This window comes from Streptomyces anulatus (genome assembly GCF_014650675.1).
Lineage (GTDB): Bacteria > Actinomycetota > Actinomycetes > Streptomycetales > Streptomycetaceae > Streptomyces > Streptomyces anulatus.
On record NZ_BMVK01000024.1, the window covers coordinates 71,599 to 87,871 of the forward strand.

Consider the following 16,273-nt stretch of genomic DNA (forward strand, 5'->3'; position numbering starts at 1 on the left):
AGAGGTCTGGACCAGACCGTCCGTCAGGAGTAGCGCAGGGCGATCGTGTCGCCGACGCCGATCACCTTGTTGCGGGCGGCCCCGGCGAAGGCCGAGCCGTCGACGGACACCTTCCAGGTCGCCGGGCCGGCGTTGGGCTTCCCGTTGACGGAGGTGATGGTTCCGGTGCCGGTCGCCGGGACGACGCCGGTGACGCAGCCCGCCGGGGTGGACGCGCCGGTCGCGGCGGCCAGGACGTCGCCGAGGGTGGTGGCGGCGGCGGTCGGGGTGAACGCGACCGAGCACACCTTCAGGGTGCCGGTGCCGTCGTCCACGGAGAGCGCCAGCTTCGTCGCCGTACCGGCCGTGAAGCCGCCCGCCGCGACCCACTTGGGCGCGCCCGCGGTGACCGGGGTGGGCGGCGCGGCGGTGAAGCCGCCGCCCGCGACGGCGCGCAGGGCGTCGAGGGAGGAGTAGGCGGACGGGGTGGTGTCGGAGGGCTGGTACTTGAAGCCGCCGCCCGGGTTGAACTGCTGGGCGATCAGGAAGTCGATCGGGGTCCTGCCCGCCGGGGTGAGGAAGTCGCCGGTCTGCGGGTTGATGCCGCAGGCGTTGAGCCCGGAGACGGCCCAGCCGTTCGAACTGGTGTTGATGCCGTACATGGCGTTGAACGCGCCGGAGGTGTTGATCAGCTTGCTCTTGAGGAACGCCTTGGCCTGGAGGATGTCGGGATCGGTGTTCGGGACGCCGGAGACGCAGAGTGCGGCCATCGAGGCCCCGGTCATGTCGACGTCGCCCGGCTTGGCCAGCTCGGTGGCGTTGCCCTCGGCCTTGGCGTAGGTCCAGCCGCCGTCGTTGTGCTGGTTGGCCCGGAGGCGGGTGACGACCTTGTCGACGAGCGCCTGCGGGACCCGCCGGCCGCCCGCCTGGGTTCTCGCGCCGCCCAGGGCGAGCGCGGCGAAGACGGTGCCGTTGTAGTTGGCGGACGGGCCGAAGTAGCCGGCCTCCGCGTTCTGCCAGTAGCCGTAGACGTCGGCGATCAGGTTGCGCGAGGCCGAGACCCGGGCGGGATCGATCCCGGCGGCGTACGCGTTGAGCGTGCCGCGCTGGTAGTCGGTGACGACGGGCGTGGCGGAGGGCCAGCCGGGGGTGGCCAGGAGGTTGCGGTAGACGGTGCGGGCGTTCTTGGTGGCGTCGCCGCCCGGCGTCACGTCCACGGCGGCCGTACCGGCGGCGGCGAGCGCGCCGAACGCCCACTCGTTGGAGAGGCCGGAGCCGGCGTACGAACCGTCCGCCGCCTGGAGGGACTTGACGTATGTCACACCGTTGGTCTTCGAGGTGGCGATCTGGGCGGGCGTGGACGTCGCGGCGGCGGGAAGCACCGTGAGGGCGAACGCCCCGAGGACGGCCGGCGCCACGAGGGCGAGACGGCGGGACGTACGGGAGGCGCGGGCGGTGGGGGACGTACGGAACGTGCCGGCGGTACGGGAGGTGACGGACGTACGGGAGGTGTCAGAACGGGGCATGTGCCTGCTCCTGGGATGAGGGGCGCACGGCACCACAGCGCCTCCCGGGCCGCACGGGGCGGGCCAGGGCAGGCCGGGGTGGCCGACGCCCGGACGCGTGGGTTCGGCTTCTCCTGGGACAACCGCCGTCTGGGCATTCGGGCTCGGGAACGGCCCCCTGCCGTCCCACACCGCTGCGCGTCAGCCCCGGATTCGCACCGGGTTCCCCCCTACGGCAGGCCAGGACGCTACCCGAGGCGGCACGGGCGCGCCAGGGACCGTCCGGGCGTACGCCGGGACGACCGCGAAGGAGCCACGGGCCGCCTTGACGGCCTCTTCGCGTGCGTGTTCCAATCCGCCTGATACGCACTCAGCCCCAGGGGAAGCCGGTCGGAATCCGGCGCTGACCCGCAACCGTAGGCCCGCCACCGCGCGGGCGAGCCGGAATGCCTGGGGCCAGGAATTTCAGCGAGATACGCCGTCGCGGACTACGGCGTGGTTCGAACAGCTCCTTGCGGGCGGCCCCTTCGCGGCCGTGTCCCGCCGGTGAGCCGTCTGCCACGCACGGCCCGCCCGGACGACACGAGGGGCCGTGGTGGGGACCGCACAGCAACAGCACCGGCACGTGGGGAAGAAGAGACTTCTGTCGCTGATCTCGGCGGCCGCGGTGACCTTCGCCGCGAGCGTGGCGTTCGTCACCGGTGCGGGACCGGCGGTCGCCGACCCCGTCGAGGAGTGCACGGCCACGAGGGGCGCGATCGTCGCGGTGGACTTCGGCCCGTTCGGCGGCGATGTGGTGCGCGGCTGCGACACCACTCCGACCACCGGCTACGACCTCCTCCATGAGGGCGGGTTCAGCACCGAGGGCACCCAGCACGACGGCGACGGCTTCATCTGCCGGATCGGCACGGATTCCTTCGACTCCGGTACGCCGTACCCGACTCCGGCCACCGAGGACTGTGTGCTCACCCCGCAGGCCACCGCCTACTGGTCCTACTGGATCGCCTCGCCCGGTCAGAAGACCTGGTCCTACAGCCCGCTCGGCGCGATGAGCCGCCTGCCGAAGGCGGGGGACGTGGACGCCTGGGTGTTCGGCGGCACCGACGTCGGCGGCTCCACGGGGAAGCCCGCCTTCACCCCCGACGAGGTCCGCGCGGGCGGCGGCGCGACGCCGGGCCCGACGGACGGCCCGACCGGTGGACCGACCGTGCCCGCCGGGGAGATCGACGTACCGGCGGCGGCCCGCTGGGTGGGCGGTCAACTGCGCGACGGCACCCAGGTCGTGGACGAGGGCTCCGGGACGCCGAACGACTTCCTCACCACCGAGGCCGCGTACGCGCTCGCGGCGGCGAACGGCAGGGGGCCGGCCCTGGACAAGGTGACGGCCCACCTCGTCGGCCGGACCGACGCGTACGCCTACCCGGCCGGTACGGACGAGGCACCCGACGCCACGGCGGCGGCCCGGCTGGCGCTGCTCGCGCAGATCACCGGGGGCGACGCGCGCGCGTTCGGCGGGCACGACCTGCTCGGCGACCTCGCGGAGAACGTCTGCCCGGCCGGCCCGGACTCCGGCAGCCCCACACCCGGCTGCACGGCCAGGGGCGACTTCCACGGCGCGATGTACGCGGAGGGCCAGGCGCTGGCCGTGCTCGCGCTGGTACGCGGCGGGGTCGAGCGGCCCGCCGGTACCGAGGAGCGGCTGACGCGACTCGTCTGCGAGGACGGCTCGGTGACCGGCATCCTGATCAGCCCCGGCGAGTACTGCGACGGCGATCCGGCGACCACCGGCCTGGTCGCCCTGGTCCTGGACGAGGCGGGCGGTCACGAGGCCGCCGTCGCCGCGATGCGGACGTATCTCAAGACGGCGCAGCTGACGTCGGGCGCGTTCCCCGCGTCCAACGGCGCGACCACCGGCTCCGTCGCGGCCACCGCGTACGCGGCGCAGGCGCTGCGCGCGCTCGGCGACGGCGGCGCGGCGGACGCGGCGGACGCGGCGGTCTCCTGGCTGTCACGGGAGCAACTGGACGGCGGCGGCTTCGGACTCGACGAGGGCGCCACCGACGGAGCGCTGTACGCGACGGGCCCCGCCGTGCTGGCGGGTGCGGACACCAGCCTGGTCACGCTGGTCGCGAAGGCCCCCGAGCCCACCGTCCCGCCGACCGCTCCCCCGACGACGGGCACGAGCACCCCGCCGACGACGCGTCCGCCCGGGGTGGGCCCCGATCTGAAGAAGGGCGTCGCCTTCCTCACCCGCCCGGCCAACCTCCACCTGGGCCGCTACTACAAGGCCGACGAGAAGACCGGCCGCGCCGACTTCGGCATGACCATCGACGGAGCGTTCGCGCTGGCGGCGACCGGTCATGACGACAACGCGCTGCGCACGATCGTGGACTTCCTGGAGCAGGGCGGCGAGGACGGCGCGGGCCGGACCCTGGACGACTGGACCGGTGCGGGCGGCACGTACGCCCTCGGCGGGTCGATGGGCAAGGCGGCACTCCTCGCCCAGGTCGTCGAACGCGACCCGCGCGACTTCGGCGGGCGGGACCTGATCGCCGAGCTGGCCGACGCGGTCTGCGAGAAGCCGAGCACCGCGCCCGACCGCAGCTGCGCCGCCAAGGGCGCGTACACCTACGCCCCGTCCGTCTTCGCGCACGCGCTCGCGATCATGGCGCAGGTGCGGGCCGGCGAGGAGAAGGCGGCCGAGGCCCCGATCGCGTATCTGGCGAGCCTCCAGCACGGCTCCTCCGGCGCGTGGCCGAGCCTGATCCCGGCGACCGGCGACTCCGAGGTGGACTCGACCGCGATGGCCGCGATGACGCTGGACCTGGTCCCGGGCGACGCGCACGCGGCCGCCGTGGACAAGGCGCTGGCCTGGATCGCCTCCCAGCAACTGCCGGACGGCGGATTCCCCGGCGCGTCCGGCAACTCGGTCAACTCGGCCGGGCTCGCCGTCCAGGGCCTGTCCCTGGACGCGAAGAAGTACGACAAGCAGATCACGAAGGCCCTGAAGTTCCTCGCCTCGCAGCAGAACAAGGACGGCGGCTTCAACGTGGCCGAGGAGGGGCAGCGCGGATCCGACATCCGCGCCTCGGCGCAGGCGGTCGGCGGGGCCACCGGTATCTCCTTCGGCGTGCTGACCCGCAGCCTGGACGGCACCACGCCGAACCCCGTCCCCTCCTCCTCCGCCCCGGCGATCGTCACGCCCGGGGACAGCGGGGGCGGTGGCATCGTGAACGCCGGCGCTCCCGGCGACGGAGGCGGCCTCGCCTCGACCGGTGTGCAGGCGCTCGGCCTCGCGGCGGCCGCGGCCGTGCTGGTCCTGGCGGGCTGGCGCACGGTCGTCGTCGCCCGCAACCGGCGTACGGCAGAAGGCGGTTCGCGGTGAGCTCCCGTCTCCTTCGCACCGTCGGCCGGGCCCTGGCAGCTGTCGGTCTGACGGGCGCGGCGCTCCTCGCGCCCGTCGGTCAGGCCTCGGCGGCCCCGCAGCCGATCGGCCGGTGCACCACCTCGTCCGGCGTGGTGCTCGCGGTCGACTTCAGCCACTGGGGCGGTCCCGTCTACCGCTCCTGCGGGACGACGCCGACGACCGGCTACGAACTGCTCAACCAGGGCGGCTGGCGGACCACCGGCACCGGGCACGACGGCCCGGCGTTCATCTGCCGGATCGGCTACAGCGGGCACCAGGGCGGCAGGCAGTACCCGACGTCCCAGCAGGAGGACTGCGTCCTCACCCCGCCCGCCTCGGCCTACTGGTCGTACTGGCACGCCGACCCCGGCGAGAACACCTGGGAGTACAGCCAGCTCGGCGCGATGAGCTACCGGCCCCGGCCGGGCAGCGTGGATCTGTGGATCTTCGGCGGGACGAACATCGAGGGCACGAAGGGCCGGCCGACCGTCACGCCGGACCAGCTGCGCGCCCACAACACCCGTCCCACGGGCGGCGATCCGGCGACGAGGCCGGAGCCGGACCCCGTACGGACGACGGGGCGACCGGCAGGCGACGGCCAGGCTCCCCCGCCTCCGACGCCGAAACCCTCGGAGTCGGCCTCGCCCTCCGCGTCCGCGAGCCCGTCCCCTTCCGCCTCCGCCACCGCCTCGCCCGGCGCCCCCGGTTCGGCGACGCCGAGTGCGGCGGTGGCCGCGCCGGAGGAATCGGCGAAGGTCGTGGACGCGGCCCCGGCGGCCGACGCGGAGCACGACTCCGGGTCCATCGTGCCGGTGGCGGTGACGGCCGCGCTCGTGGTGGTCATCGGCGGCGCGGCCGTGTTCGCCGTGAAGCGCCGCCGTCGTGAGCAGTAGCCCCCACGTGGCCGGTGCGGCCGAGAAGCGCCCGGCCCGCGCGGGCGAGGGGGCCGCCCGGCCGGACACCGGCGGCCGGCGGCTGCCGCGCACCCTGCACCCGGTCGCCTGGTGGATCTGGGCGCTGGCGCTGGCCACGGCGGTCAGCCGGACCAACAACCCGCTGCTGCTCTTCCTGGTCCTGGCGGTGCTCGGCTACGTCATCACCCTGCGGCGCACCGACGCCCCGTGGGCACGCGGCTTCACGTACTACCTCTATCTGGCGCTGACGGTGGTGGCGATCCGGGTGGTCTTCCGGGCGGTCTTCGCCACCGGGATCACCCCGCACGACCACTACCTCTTCTCCCTCCCCCGCATCCCGACGCCTGACTGGTACGCGGGCATCCAGCTCGGCGGCCCGGTCTCGCTGGAGGCGCTGCTGTCGGCCGCCACGGACGGGCTGCGCCTCGCCTGCATGCTGTGCTGCATCGGCGCGGCGAACACGCTGGCCAACCCGAAGCGGGCGCTGCGGGTGCTGCCGGGCGCGCTGTACGAACTGGGCGTCGCCGTCACCGTGTCGATCAGCGTCGCCCCGCAACTGGTGCAGAGCGTGCAGCGGGTGGCCCGCGCGAGGCGGCTGCGGGCCGGACGCAACAAGGGGCTCAAGGCCCTGCGGGGCATCGTCGTGCCGGTGCTGGAGGACGCGCTGGAGCGGTCGTTGCGACTGGCGGCGGCGATGGACTCGCGCGGGTACGGCCGGGCCGGATCGGCGACGCCGCGCTCACGCCGGCTGACCGGGGCGCTGATGCTGCTCGGCATGTGCGGTCTGTGCGCCGGGGCGTACGGCCTCCTCGACGCGACCGCGCCCAAGCTGCTGGGGCTGCCCGCGCTGGCGGTGGGCTCGGTGCTCTGTCTGGCCGGGCTGCGCCTGGGCGGGCGGCGGGTGACGCGGACGACGTACCGGCCGGATCCGTGGCGGTTCGCGGAGTGGGCGGTGGCGTCCTGCGGGGTGCTCTCGGCCGTCCTGCTGTTCGTCAACGTCGGCTACAACCCGGCCGAACTCAACCCGTCCATCTATCCGCTGAGCTGGCCGACGCTGCCGCTGGTCCCGGCCGCCGCCATTCTGCTCGCGGGCGCGGCCGGGTTCCTGGCCCCGCCGCCGAGCGCGCCCACCCCGTACATCACCGCACCGCGCACCGAGGAAGCCGCATGATCACCTTCGACCGGGTGTCCGTCGTGTACGACGGCGCCGACGAGCCGGTCCTGCGGGACGTGAACCTGGTGGTCGACGAGGGCGAACTCTGCCTCGTGGTGGGCCACACGGGGGTCGGCAAGTCGACCCTGCTGGGCGCGGTCAACGGGCTCGTCCCGCACTTCACGGGCGGCACGCTGTACGGCGCCGTCACGGTCGACGGCCGCGACACCGCCGACCATCCGCCGCGCGAACTCGCCGACGTCGTCGGCGTGGTGGGCCAGGATCCGCTGGACGGCTTCGTCACGGACACGGTCGAGGAGGAACTCGCCTACGCGATGGAGCAGTTGGCCGTCCCGCCTGCCGTCATGCGCAAGCGGGTGGAGGAGACGCTCGACCTGCTCGGGCTCGCGGACCTGCGCCACCGGGCGCTGCACGAGCTGTCCGGAGGGCAGCAGCAGCGCGTCGCGATCGGTTCCGTGCTCACCGCCCACCCGCGCGTCCTGGTGCTGGACGAGCCGACGTCCGCGCTCGACCCGACGGCGGCCGAGGAGGTCCTGGCCGCGGTGACCCGGCTGGTCCACGACCTGGGGGTGACGGTGCTGCTGGCCGAGCACCGGCTGGAGCGGGTGGTGCAGTACGCCGACCGGGTCATCCATCTGCCCGGCGACGGCCGGGTGGTCTCGGGCCCTCCGTCGGAGATCTTCACGGCGTCGTCGATCGCCCCGCCCATCGTCGAGCTGGGCCGGGCGGCGGGCTGGTCGCCGCTGCCCCTGTCCGTACGCGACGCCCGGCGCGCCGCCCGCCCGCTGCGGACGGCCCTGGAGGACACCGCGCCTCCGCCGGTGCGGCCGGAGCCGGACGCCCCGGAGGCGGAGGTGCTCAGGGCCCGGGGGATCACGGTCGCCTACCGGGGCGTCCCGGCGGTGCGAGCGGTGGACCTCGGTCTGCGGGCCGGGGAGATCACGGCGCTGATGGGCCGCAACGGCTCGGGCAAGTCGTCGCTGCTGTGGGCGCTCCAGGGCTCGGGCCCCCGCACGTCCGGGACGGTACGGGTGGGCCGGAACGGAGCCGGTGAACCCGGTCCGGCGAAGGGCGGCGATCCGAAGAGCCTGTCGGCCGCCGAGGCCCGGCGGCTGGTCGGCCTGGTCCCGCAGACCCCGACCGACCTGCTCTATCTGGAGAGCGTCGAGCAGGAACTCGACCGGGCCGACACCGAGTCGGCGACCGGGACCGGAGTCACGGGGCCGTCCGCGCGGGCGATCCTGGACCGCCTGGCCCCGGGCATCGACCGTGCGACACATCCGCGCGACCTCTCCGAGGGCCAGAAGCTGGCGCTGGTCCTCGCGATCCAGCTGACGGCCGCGCCCCGGGTGCTGCTGCTGGACGAGCCGACACGCGGCCTCGACTACCGGGCCAAGACCCAGCTGATCGCGATGGTCGACGAACTGGCCGCCGAGGGGCGGTCGGTGGTGATCTCCACCCATGACGTCGAGTTCGCGGCACGGGCCGCGGACCGGGTCGTGGTGCTGGCCGAGGGCGACGTCGTCGCGGACGGCCCGACCACCGAAGTGATCGTCGCCTCCCCCGTCTTCGCCCCGCAGGTGGCGAAGATCCTGTCGCCGCTCCCGTACCTGACGGTCGACCAGGTCAGGGCGGTCCTTCCGGGCACAGAGGCGGACGCGTGAAGGACCTCACCGAGCGCTCCGCCGGAGCCATCCGCATCGCACCGCGCGCCGGAATCGTGATCACCATGGCGGCCTTCCTCGGCCTGGTCGCCTTCTTCTGGCCGTTCGTCGTCGCCCCGGGCAGGCTCGGCGCGAGCTACGCGCCGCCGCTGATCTTCGGGGTGCTGCTGGTCCTCGTCCTGTGCGTGGTGGTCTCCGAGATCGCCGAGGGCGGCATCAACTCCAAGGCCCTGGCGATGCTCGGGGTGCTGTCCGCCGTGAACGCGGCGCTGCGCCCGCTCGGCGCGGGGACGGCGGGCATCGAGACGGTGTTCTTCGTCCTGGTCCTGGCGGGCCGTGTCTACGGTCCCGGCTTCGGCTTCACCCTGGGCTGCACGTCCCTCTTCGCCTCCGCGCTGATCACCGGCGGGGTCGGCCCGTGGATGCCGTACCAGATGTTCGGCTGCGCGTTCGTCGGGATGCTCGCGGGCCTGCTGCCCCGGGCCACCGGACGCCGCGAGGTCCTGATGCTCGCCGTCTACGGGTCGCTCTCGGGCTACCTCTTCGGATTTCTGCTGAACCTGTCCTTCTGGCCGTTCTCGGTGGACCCGAACAGCTCCATCGCCTATCTTCCCGGTCTCCCCTTCACCGAACAGTGGCAGCGCTACCTGGCGTTCGACGTCGCGACGTCCCTGGGCTGGGACACCGGACGCGCCGTCACGAACTTCGTCTGCGTCATGCTCGCGGGCCCCGCCGTGCTCACCACTTTCCGCCGGGCGGCCCGAAAGGCGCGTTTCCGGGCTCCGGTCCGCTTCGCTACCAGGAAACCGGGCGGCGGGGCGCCCGCGGGGATAGATTCGGGGGCGAAGAGACCGTGATCGTTTCCGGGGGGAACAACGATGGACTGGGGCACGCTTCTCGCGACGGTGAGCGGCGGTTTCATCGCCATATCGGGCACCGTGCTGGCCGACCGCCTGCGCCAGCGCCATGAGAAGGACCGCGGGGCCGAGGAGCGACGGCGCGCGGTGTACATCGAGTTCATCGCCGCCGTCGGGAGATGTCACACACGGCTGCGCGGCATAGCCCAGGCCCAGGATCCGGCCGTCGACCCCGACCTGGCCGCCCGTGCGGCACTCGACGAAGCGGCCGTCCACGAGGTGCGCGAGCGCTTCTTCATCGACGCCTCCGCCGACGTGGCCGGCGCCGGACAGGCGATGTTCCAGCAGCTGCGCGCCGTCCAGCGCGTCGTGGGCACCGGCGCCACGCACACCTCTCCGGCCTTCCACGACGCCTACCACCCCTACCTCGACATGGTGTGGGCCTACCGGGTGGCGGTGCGCGGGGAGCTGAAGGACCGGACGTTCTCGCCCGCGTCCTTCGGGTGGGACGCCTGGGACGGCAGGGAACGGTGTCCGGTGTGCCGGGAGGAGCTCACCGCGGGAGCGTGAGGGCGGCGGGCGCTCCGTGTCCCCGTGGGTGCCGCCGCCGGGCGGTGGTGTCCCGGGACCCGTCGCCGGGCCCCGGTGCCGTCACCTGGCGCCGGGTTCCTGTCCGGGCACCGTGCGCACGCCGTCGTGGATCGAATGGGCCATGATCACGGGTCCGTTGTAGGTGCCGTCGTTGATCGTGTTGTGGTTGACCGACACGGTGGTACCGGCGGGCTGCCGGGGCGCCAGCTCGTCGAGCAGTCCTCGCAGCTCCTCCGCGGCCTCGGGATTGTCGCGCAGGGTCCGGCGGAGCCTCATCCGCCACTCCGCCGCGACGTCCGCGGCACCGTCCTCGTCTCCGTCGCGGCGGGCCGCGATCAGTTCCTCACGGGACTCCTCCAGCTCCGCGTCGATCACGTCGACGTCCTCGCCCCGCGCCAGGAACCGGGCCACCCGCCCGCGCGCCTGCGTCCAGGCCTCCGTCACCATCAGGCCCACGAAGGCCGTCGCCCCCGATGCCGCCAGTGCCGTCAACTCGGCTTCCACCGAACCCCCTCCGCCTCACTTGTCGTGCCGGCGCGGGTGCACCACCCGTCGCTGGTGCAACCGTAGAGAGCGATCCGCCCCCACGGAAGCGGATTCAGGGGCGCGGCGCAGAGCAGTTCCGGCCAGGTCGGCCGGTCGTGCGGGGGGTGCCTGTGCGCCGCGCCGCCTTTCGGGGCCGTTCGGCCCGTTTCCGCTCGGGAGCGGCGGTCGCGCAACCATGCGCGCGCCGGATGCGTGATGATGGATGAGGGGCCGCGACACGACGGCGTCGCGCCGACGCCGCCGGCCGACGCCCCGGAAGGGCGGTCGCCATGTCCGCAGCCGGAATCAGGACCTCTGCCGCAGTGCTGTTCACCGCGCTCGTGCTGCTCGTCGCGGCCGCGTGCACGGGCGGGGACGGGTCGTCGCCCTCGCCCCGCAGCAGCTCTCCCTCCGGCACGGGCCGGGCCGACGTACTCGCCGTGAAGATCGACAATGTGGCGCCCGCACGCCCCCACACCGGTCTGGAGCGGGCCGACATCGTCTACGTCGAGCAGGTGGAGGCCGGCCTGAGCCGGATTCTCGCCGTGTACTCCTCCGCTCTGCCGCCGGTCGTCGGGCCGGTACGCAGTGCGCGGGAGACCGATCTGGAGCTGCTGCGGCAGTTCGACCGGCCGACTCTGGCCTTCTCGGGGGCCCAGAGCAGGCTGCTGCCGGTCATCGACCGCGCGCCGCTGGACCCCGTGCCGCCCTCGAAGGCGCCGGGGGCGTACTTCCGGGGCCAGGAGCGGCCCGCGCCGCACAATCTCTATCTGCGGCCGGAGCGGATCCCGTTCGAGGCCTCCGGTGTGAACGCCGTCGCGGAGCTGGGGCTCGAGGTCGGCGCGCCGCCTCCCGGCGGGGAGCCGGAGGACAGCCGCACGGTTCGCTATCCGTCCGCGTCCGTGACGTTCACCTGGTCCGCCGAACGCGAGCGGTGGCTCGTCTCCCTGGACGGCTCCCCCGCCCGCACCGCCGAGGGCGGGCGGCTCGGGGCCGGTACGGTCGTCGTCCAGGACGTGACCGTACGGCCGTCCGACTTCCGCGACCGGTCCGGGAACACCAGCCCGTTCACCGAGACCGTGGGTTCGGGAAGCGCGGTCGTCCTGCGGGACGGCCGGGCGTACGAGGCCCGGTGGGCACGGAGCGCGGCCGACGCGGACACGGTGTACACCACCCCCGACGGACAGCGCGTCGATCTCGCCGAAGGGCCGCTGTGGATCCTGTACGCGCCGCGCGGGGGCGCCTGAGCGACGGCTCGCCGAAGCGCCGGAGGGGCGTCCGGGCGGCGGGGCGGGCCCCACCGTCCGGACGCCCGGGGTGCGTGGTTTCCTACTGCCAGACCTTGATGTAGTCGACGCTCATCTTCTGCGGGAAGCGCGTGGTGGCGTCGGGCGGGCCGGGCCAGTCGCCGCCGACCGCGTTGTTGAGGATGAGGAAGAAGTCGTGGTCGAACACCCACGGCCCGCGGGTGCGCTCCAGCTCCTCCTTGTCGACCGTGTGCGTGACCTGGCCGTCCACCCGGAACGTCATGCCCTTGCTGTTCCAGTCGACGGCGAAGGTGTGGAAGTCGTCGGCGAAGTCCGCGCCCCCGGGCAGTGAGTAGGGGGCTCCGTAGCCGGCCGCACCGTTGTAGGCGGGGGCGTGCAGCGTCGAGTACGTGGTGTTCGGCTCCTTGCCGACGTGCTCCATGATGTCGATCTCACCGGTGTAGGGCCACGGACGCCCCTGGTCGAAGTAGTCCGCGCCCAGCATCCAGAACGCGGGCCACAGCCCCTGCGTACCGGAGACCTTGATGCGCGCCTCGACCCGGCCGTAGGTGAACTGGAACTTCCCGTAGGTGTTGAGCCGCGCCGAGGTGTACTGGCACGTGGTGCTGCCGCTCAGCGGGTCGGGCGGGCAGGCGGAGCCGGGCGTCGGCTCGCGGCGGGCCTCCAGGACGAGGCTGCCGTTGCCATCCTGGGCGGCGTTCTTGTTCTCGGTGTAGTACTCCAGCTCGTTGTTGGGGCCGGAGCCCGTCTCCGGGACCCACTTCGCGGGGTCGGGCACCGCACCGGCGGGGCCGTTGAACTCGTCGCTGAAGACCAGCCGGTCGTACGTGGGCTCCGCGGGCAGCGGCGGTGCGGGGTTCGGCGCTCCGCCGGTGCCCCAGACCTGGAACTCCCAGAGCGAGTAGCCGTATTCACCGCTGCGCTGCGTGGCGTACAGGCGTACGTGCCGGCCGGTGCCGCTGACGTCCAGCGTCTCCTTGAAGCCCGTGCCCGACGCGGTCTCGTGGATCGTCGTCCAGTCGGTCCCGTTGTCGGAGACCTCGATCCGGTAGGCCCTGGCGTGGGCCGGGTCCCACTGGAGGACGACCCGGTCGATCTCGGCGCGGGCGCCGAGGTCGACCGCGATCCAGCCCGGGTCGGTCCAGCCGCCCTCGGGGCTGGTGGCCCAGCGGCTGGCGGGGTCACGGTCGAACGCCTTGTCCGGGGAGCACTCCCAGCAGGTTCCGTCGTGCTGGGAGGTCGAGGCGGAGCCGGTCCTGCCGTAGGAGAGCAGGACGTCGTCGCCGGGGGCGGTGCCGCCGGTGCTGGAGTAGACCTGGAACTCGTGGAGGGAGTAGCCCCAGGCGGTGGCGCGCTCGGTGCCGTGCATCCGGATGTAGCGGCCGGTTCCGGAGACCGTCAGCGTCTCGACGCCGCCGGCGCCGGTCGTGGTGGAGTGGATCGTGGTCCACTGCTGTCCGTCGCCGGAGACTTCGAGGCGATAGCCCTTGGCGTACGCGGCCTCCCAGTCCAGGACCACCTGCCCGATCGAGGTGCTCGCGCCCAGGTCGATGCGGAGCCACTCGTCGTCGCCGAAGGCGCTGGACCAGCGTGTGGCGGTGTCTCCGTCCACGGCGGCCGCCGCACCGAAGGGGCCTTCGGTACTGGAGGCGGTGGCCGGCTTTCCCTGGGAGACGAGAACGGCCGCGGCGGCGGCGCGTTCCGGGGCGACGGCCACCGAGAGGGTGAACAGGAGGGCCACGACGGCCATGACCGCCAGGGCGCCGCGCGACCGTGGTGTTCCACGGGCTTCCATGCGAACTCCTAGTGCTGTGAGGGGATGAGGCCGAGAGAGCGCTCCCCCGCAGTGGGGAGACTGACGGGCCCCCAGTGAACCGTCAAGACTTCCGACGGGGTTGATGCAAGCGCCCGGGAACGAGCGTCCGACTTGTCACCCTGACACCCGGTCAACTGCCCTTGCGCTTTCAGGAGATGAAACATCGCAGGGCCCGGTCGACGCGAAACGGCATTCCTGTGCACAACTCTTGACGTGACGGAAACACGGGAGAATCATTCGGCTACCGAGAGAGCGCTCTCTCCTTGTGGGAGCACGCCCGCCCCTGTTCCGCCCCGCCCAACCGACCTCTCAGGAGACTCCGACATGTCCGTTGCCCTCGTCAGACCCTCGCGGCCCCCGAAGGCCGCATCCCACCGATGGCGCGCCCTGGCTCTCGCCCTGGTCACCACGCTGGTCGCGACGCTGCTCGCGGCCGTGCAGGCGGCTCCGGCCCAGGCCGCTCCCGTCCTGCTCTCCCAGGGCGGCGCGGTCACGGCGTCGAGCCAGGAGAACGGCGGCACCGCCGCGGGCCACGCCGTCGACGGGGACGGCGGAACGCGCTGGTCCAGCGCCTTCTCCGATCCCCAGTGGATACGGGTCGACCTCGGCTCCCCGGCCGTCCTCAGCCGGGTCGAACTCGCCTGGGAGGCCGCGCACGCGAAGAGCTACCGCATCGAACTCTCGGCCGACGGCAACACCTGGACGACCGCCTACAGCACCACCACCTCCGCGGGCGGCAACGAGACCCTCACCATCTCCGGCGAAGCCCGCTACGTGCGCCTGACCGGCACCGAGCGGGCCACCGGATACGGCTACTCGCTCTGGGAGTTCAAGGTCTTCGGCACCCGTGACGGCGGCGGCGGACCGGAGATCCCGGGCGGCGGCGACCTCGGTCCCAACGTCCATGTCTTCGACCCGTCGACACCCGACATCCAGGGCAAGGTCGACGAGATCTTCGAGCAGCAGGAGGAGGCCCAGTTCGGCAGCGGCCGGCACGCGCTCCTCTTCAAGCCGGGCACGTACGACGACATCAACGCGCAGATCGGCTTCTACACGCAGATCGCGGGTCTCGGGCTGAACCCGAACGACACCACGTTCAACGGTGATGTGACCGTGGACGCGGGCTGGTTCGACGGCAACGCGACGCAGAACTTCTGGCGTTCGGCGGAGAACCTGACCCTCAACCCGGTCTCCGGCACCAACCGCTGGGCGGTCTCCCAGGCGGCCCCGTTCCGCCGGATGCACGTCAAGGGCGGGCTGAACCTGGCCCCCGACGGGTACGGCTGGGCCAGCGGCGGCTACATCGCCGACAGCAAGATCGACGGCACCGTGGGACCGTACTCCCAGCAGCAGTGGTACACCCGCGACAGCTCGGTGGGCGGCTGGACCAACGCGGTCTGGAACATGACCTTCTCCGGAGTACAGGGCGCGCCCGCGTCCAGCTACCCGAACCCGCCGTACACCACGCTGGACACCACCCCGATCTCGCGCGAGAAGCCGTTCCTGTACCTCGACGGCAACGAGTACAAGGTCTTCGTCCCCGCGAAGCGCGTCAACGCTCGCGGCGTCTCATGGGACGGCGGCGCCCAGCAGGGCGAGTCCATTCCGCTGAACCGCTTCTACGTCGTCAAGCAGGGCGCCACGGCCGCGACGATCAACGCCGCGCTCACCCAGGGGCTGAACCTGCTGTTCACGCCCGGCGTTTACCACATCGACCAGACCATCAACGTGAACCGGGCGAACACGGTCGTGCTCGGCCTCGGCCTGGCCACGATCATCCCGGACAACGGCGTGACCGCGATGAAGGTCGCCGACGTCGACGGTGTGAAGCTCGCGGGCTTCCTCATCGACGCCGGCCCGGTCAACTCCCCGACCCTGCTGGAGGTCGGGCCGCAGGGTGCGTCCGCCGACCACTCGGCGAACCCGACCTCGCTTCAGGACGTGTTCGTGCGGATCGGCGGCGCGGGCCCCGGCAAGGCGACCACGAGCATCGTCGTCAACAGCGACGACACGATCATCGACCACACCTGGGTGTGGCGTGCCGACCACGGCGAGGGCTGGGGCTGGGAGACCAACCGGGCCGACTACGGCGTCCGCGTCAACGCCGACGACGTCCTGGCCACCGGCCTGTTCGTCGAGCACTTCAACAAGTACGACGTGGAGTGGTACGGCGAACGCGGCCGCACGATCTTCTTCCAGAACGAGAAGGCCTACGACGCCCCGAACCAGGCCGCCATCCAGAACGGCGACACGAAGGGCTACGCCGCCTACCGCGTCGACGACTCCGTCGAACAGCACGAGGGCTGGGGCATGGGCAGCTACTGCTACTACAACGTCGACCCGACCATCGTGCAGGGCCACGGCTTCAAGGCCCCGGTGAAACCCGGCGTGAAGTTCCACAACCTGCTCGTCGTCTCGCTCGGCGGCAACGGCCAGTACGAGCACGTCATCAACAACGTCGGGTCCCCCACCTCGGGAACGTCGACGGTCCCTTCGACCGTCGTCAACTTCCCCTGACCCGGGCCCATTCGGCCCGGACCCGGTGACCCGGGAGCGGGGGTCCGGCGCCGGTGT

Annotated in this window: 11 protein-coding genes and 1 riboswitch; of the genes, 8 read left to right on the plus strand and 3 right to left on the minus strand. The window is 72.8% G+C overall.

Annotated features, from left to right (window positions below; genetic code table 11):
* Positions 1 to 23 precede the first annotated feature (23 nt).
* The gene (locus tag IE272_RS35845; protein WP_073960623.1) at positions 24 to 1,397 is read right to left on the minus strand and encodes a prenyltransferase/squalene oxidase repeat-containing protein; all 1,374 of its coding nucleotides are present in this window, start codon (positions 1,395 to 1,397) and stop codon (positions 24 to 26) included.
* Positions 1,398 to 1,636: 239 nt separating this feature from the next.
* Positions 1,637 to 1,713, minus strand: a riboswitch (cobalamin riboswitch).
* Between the two features lie 366 nt (positions 1,714 to 2,079).
* On the opposite strand from IE272_RS35845, the gene IE272_RS35850 reads away from it, so the two are divergent.
* The 6 genes from IE272_RS35850 to IE272_RS35875 are packed head-to-tail and all read left to right on the plus strand — an operon-like array spanning position 2,080 to position 10,069.
* Positions 2,080 to 4,869 (plus strand): prenyltransferase/squalene oxidase repeat-containing protein, encoded by a 2,790-nt coding sequence (locus tag IE272_RS35850; RefSeq protein WP_190009878.1) that lies wholly within the window; start codon positions 2,080 to 2,082, stop codon positions 4,867 to 4,869.
* Positions 4,866 to 5,783 (plus strand): hypothetical protein, encoded by a 918-nt coding sequence (locus tag IE272_RS35855; protein WP_190009880.1) that lies wholly within the window; start codon positions 4,866 to 4,868, stop codon positions 5,781 to 5,783. The genes IE272_RS35850 and IE272_RS35855 overlap by 4 nt, the downstream gene beginning before the upstream one ends.
* Before the next feature lie 7 nt (positions 5,784 to 5,790).
* A complete protein-coding gene (locus tag IE272_RS35860; RefSeq protein WP_056707885.1) occupies positions 5,791 to 6,975 on the plus strand; it encodes an energy-coupling factor transporter transmembrane component T in 1,185 nt (394 codons plus the stop codon).
* Positions 6,972 to 8,642 carry an ABC transporter ATP-binding protein gene (locus IE272_RS35865; protein ID WP_190009882.1) on the plus strand — a complete coding sequence of 557 codons (1,671 nt, stop codon included), beginning with the start codon at positions 6,972 to 6,974 and terminating at the stop codon, positions 8,640 to 8,642. Before IE272_RS35860 ends, IE272_RS35865 begins: the two co-directional genes overlap by 4 nt.
* Positions 8,639 to 9,499 (plus strand): ECF transporter S component family protein, encoded by an 861-nt coding sequence (locus tag IE272_RS35870; RefSeq protein ID WP_056707882.1) that lies wholly within the window; start codon positions 8,639 to 8,641, stop codon positions 9,497 to 9,499. Before IE272_RS35865 ends, IE272_RS35870 begins: the two co-directional genes overlap by 4 nt.
* Positions 9,500 to 9,520: 21 nt before the next feature.
* On the plus strand, positions 9,521 to 10,069 hold the full coding sequence (locus tag IE272_RS35875; protein ID WP_057660972.1) for a hypothetical protein: 549 nt from the start codon (positions 9,521 to 9,523) through the stop codon (positions 10,067 to 10,069).
* 81 nt (positions 10,070 to 10,150) lie between these two features.
* On the opposite strand, the gene IE272_RS35880 is transcribed toward IE272_RS35875, so the two are convergent.
* On the minus strand, positions 10,151 to 10,594 hold the full coding sequence (locus IE272_RS35880; RefSeq protein ID WP_190009884.1) for a hypothetical protein: 444 nt from the start codon (positions 10,592 to 10,594) through the stop codon (positions 10,151 to 10,153).
* Positions 10,595 to 10,905: 311 nt separating this feature from the next.
* Between IE272_RS35880 and IE272_RS35885 the strand changes: the two genes are divergently transcribed.
* Positions 10,906 to 11,862, plus strand: a complete 957-nt coding sequence (locus IE272_RS35885; protein WP_190009886.1) for a DUF3048 domain-containing protein — start codon at positions 10,906 to 10,908, stop codon at positions 11,860 to 11,862.
* An 82-nt stretch (positions 11,863 to 11,944) separates the two neighbouring features.
* Here the strand turns inward: IE272_RS35885 and IE272_RS35890 are convergent, their stop codons facing one another.
* Entirely contained in the window at positions 11,945 to 13,678 is a 1,734-nt protein-coding gene (locus IE272_RS35890; protein ID WP_190009888.1) for a discoidin domain-containing protein, read from the minus strand.
* Between the two features lie 345 nt (positions 13,679 to 14,023).
* Here IE272_RS35890 and IE272_RS35895 point away from each other — a divergent pair, with 345 nt between their 5' ends.
* Positions 14,024 to 16,216: a discoidin domain-containing protein gene (locus IE272_RS35895; RefSeq protein ID WP_190009890.1), complete on the plus strand. Its 2,193-nt coding sequence runs from the start codon at positions 14,024 to 14,026 to the stop codon at positions 16,214 to 16,216.
* The last annotated feature ends 57 nt before the right edge of the window (positions 16,217 to 16,273 follow it).

Coding starts and splice junctions, on each gene's coding strand:
- IE272_RS35885 (WP_190009886.1), top strand. CDS start 10,906: ATGTCCGCAGCCGGAATCAGGACCTCTGCCGCAGTGCTGTTCACCGCG.
- IE272_RS35895 (WP_190009890.1), top strand. CDS start 14,024: ATGTCCGTTGCCCTCGTCAGACCCTCGCGGCCCCCGAAGGCCGCATCC.
- IE272_RS35865 (WP_190009882.1), top strand. CDS start 6,972: ATGATCACCTTCGACCGGGTGTCCGTCGTGTACGACGGCGCCGACGAG.
- IE272_RS35890 (WP_190009888.1), bottom strand. CDS start 13,678: ATGGAAGCCCGTGGAACACCACGGTCGCGCGGCGCCCTGGCGGTCATG.
- IE272_RS35875 (WP_057660972.1), top strand. CDS start 9,521: ATGGACTGGGGCACGCTTCTCGCGACGGTGAGCGGCGGTTTCATCGCC.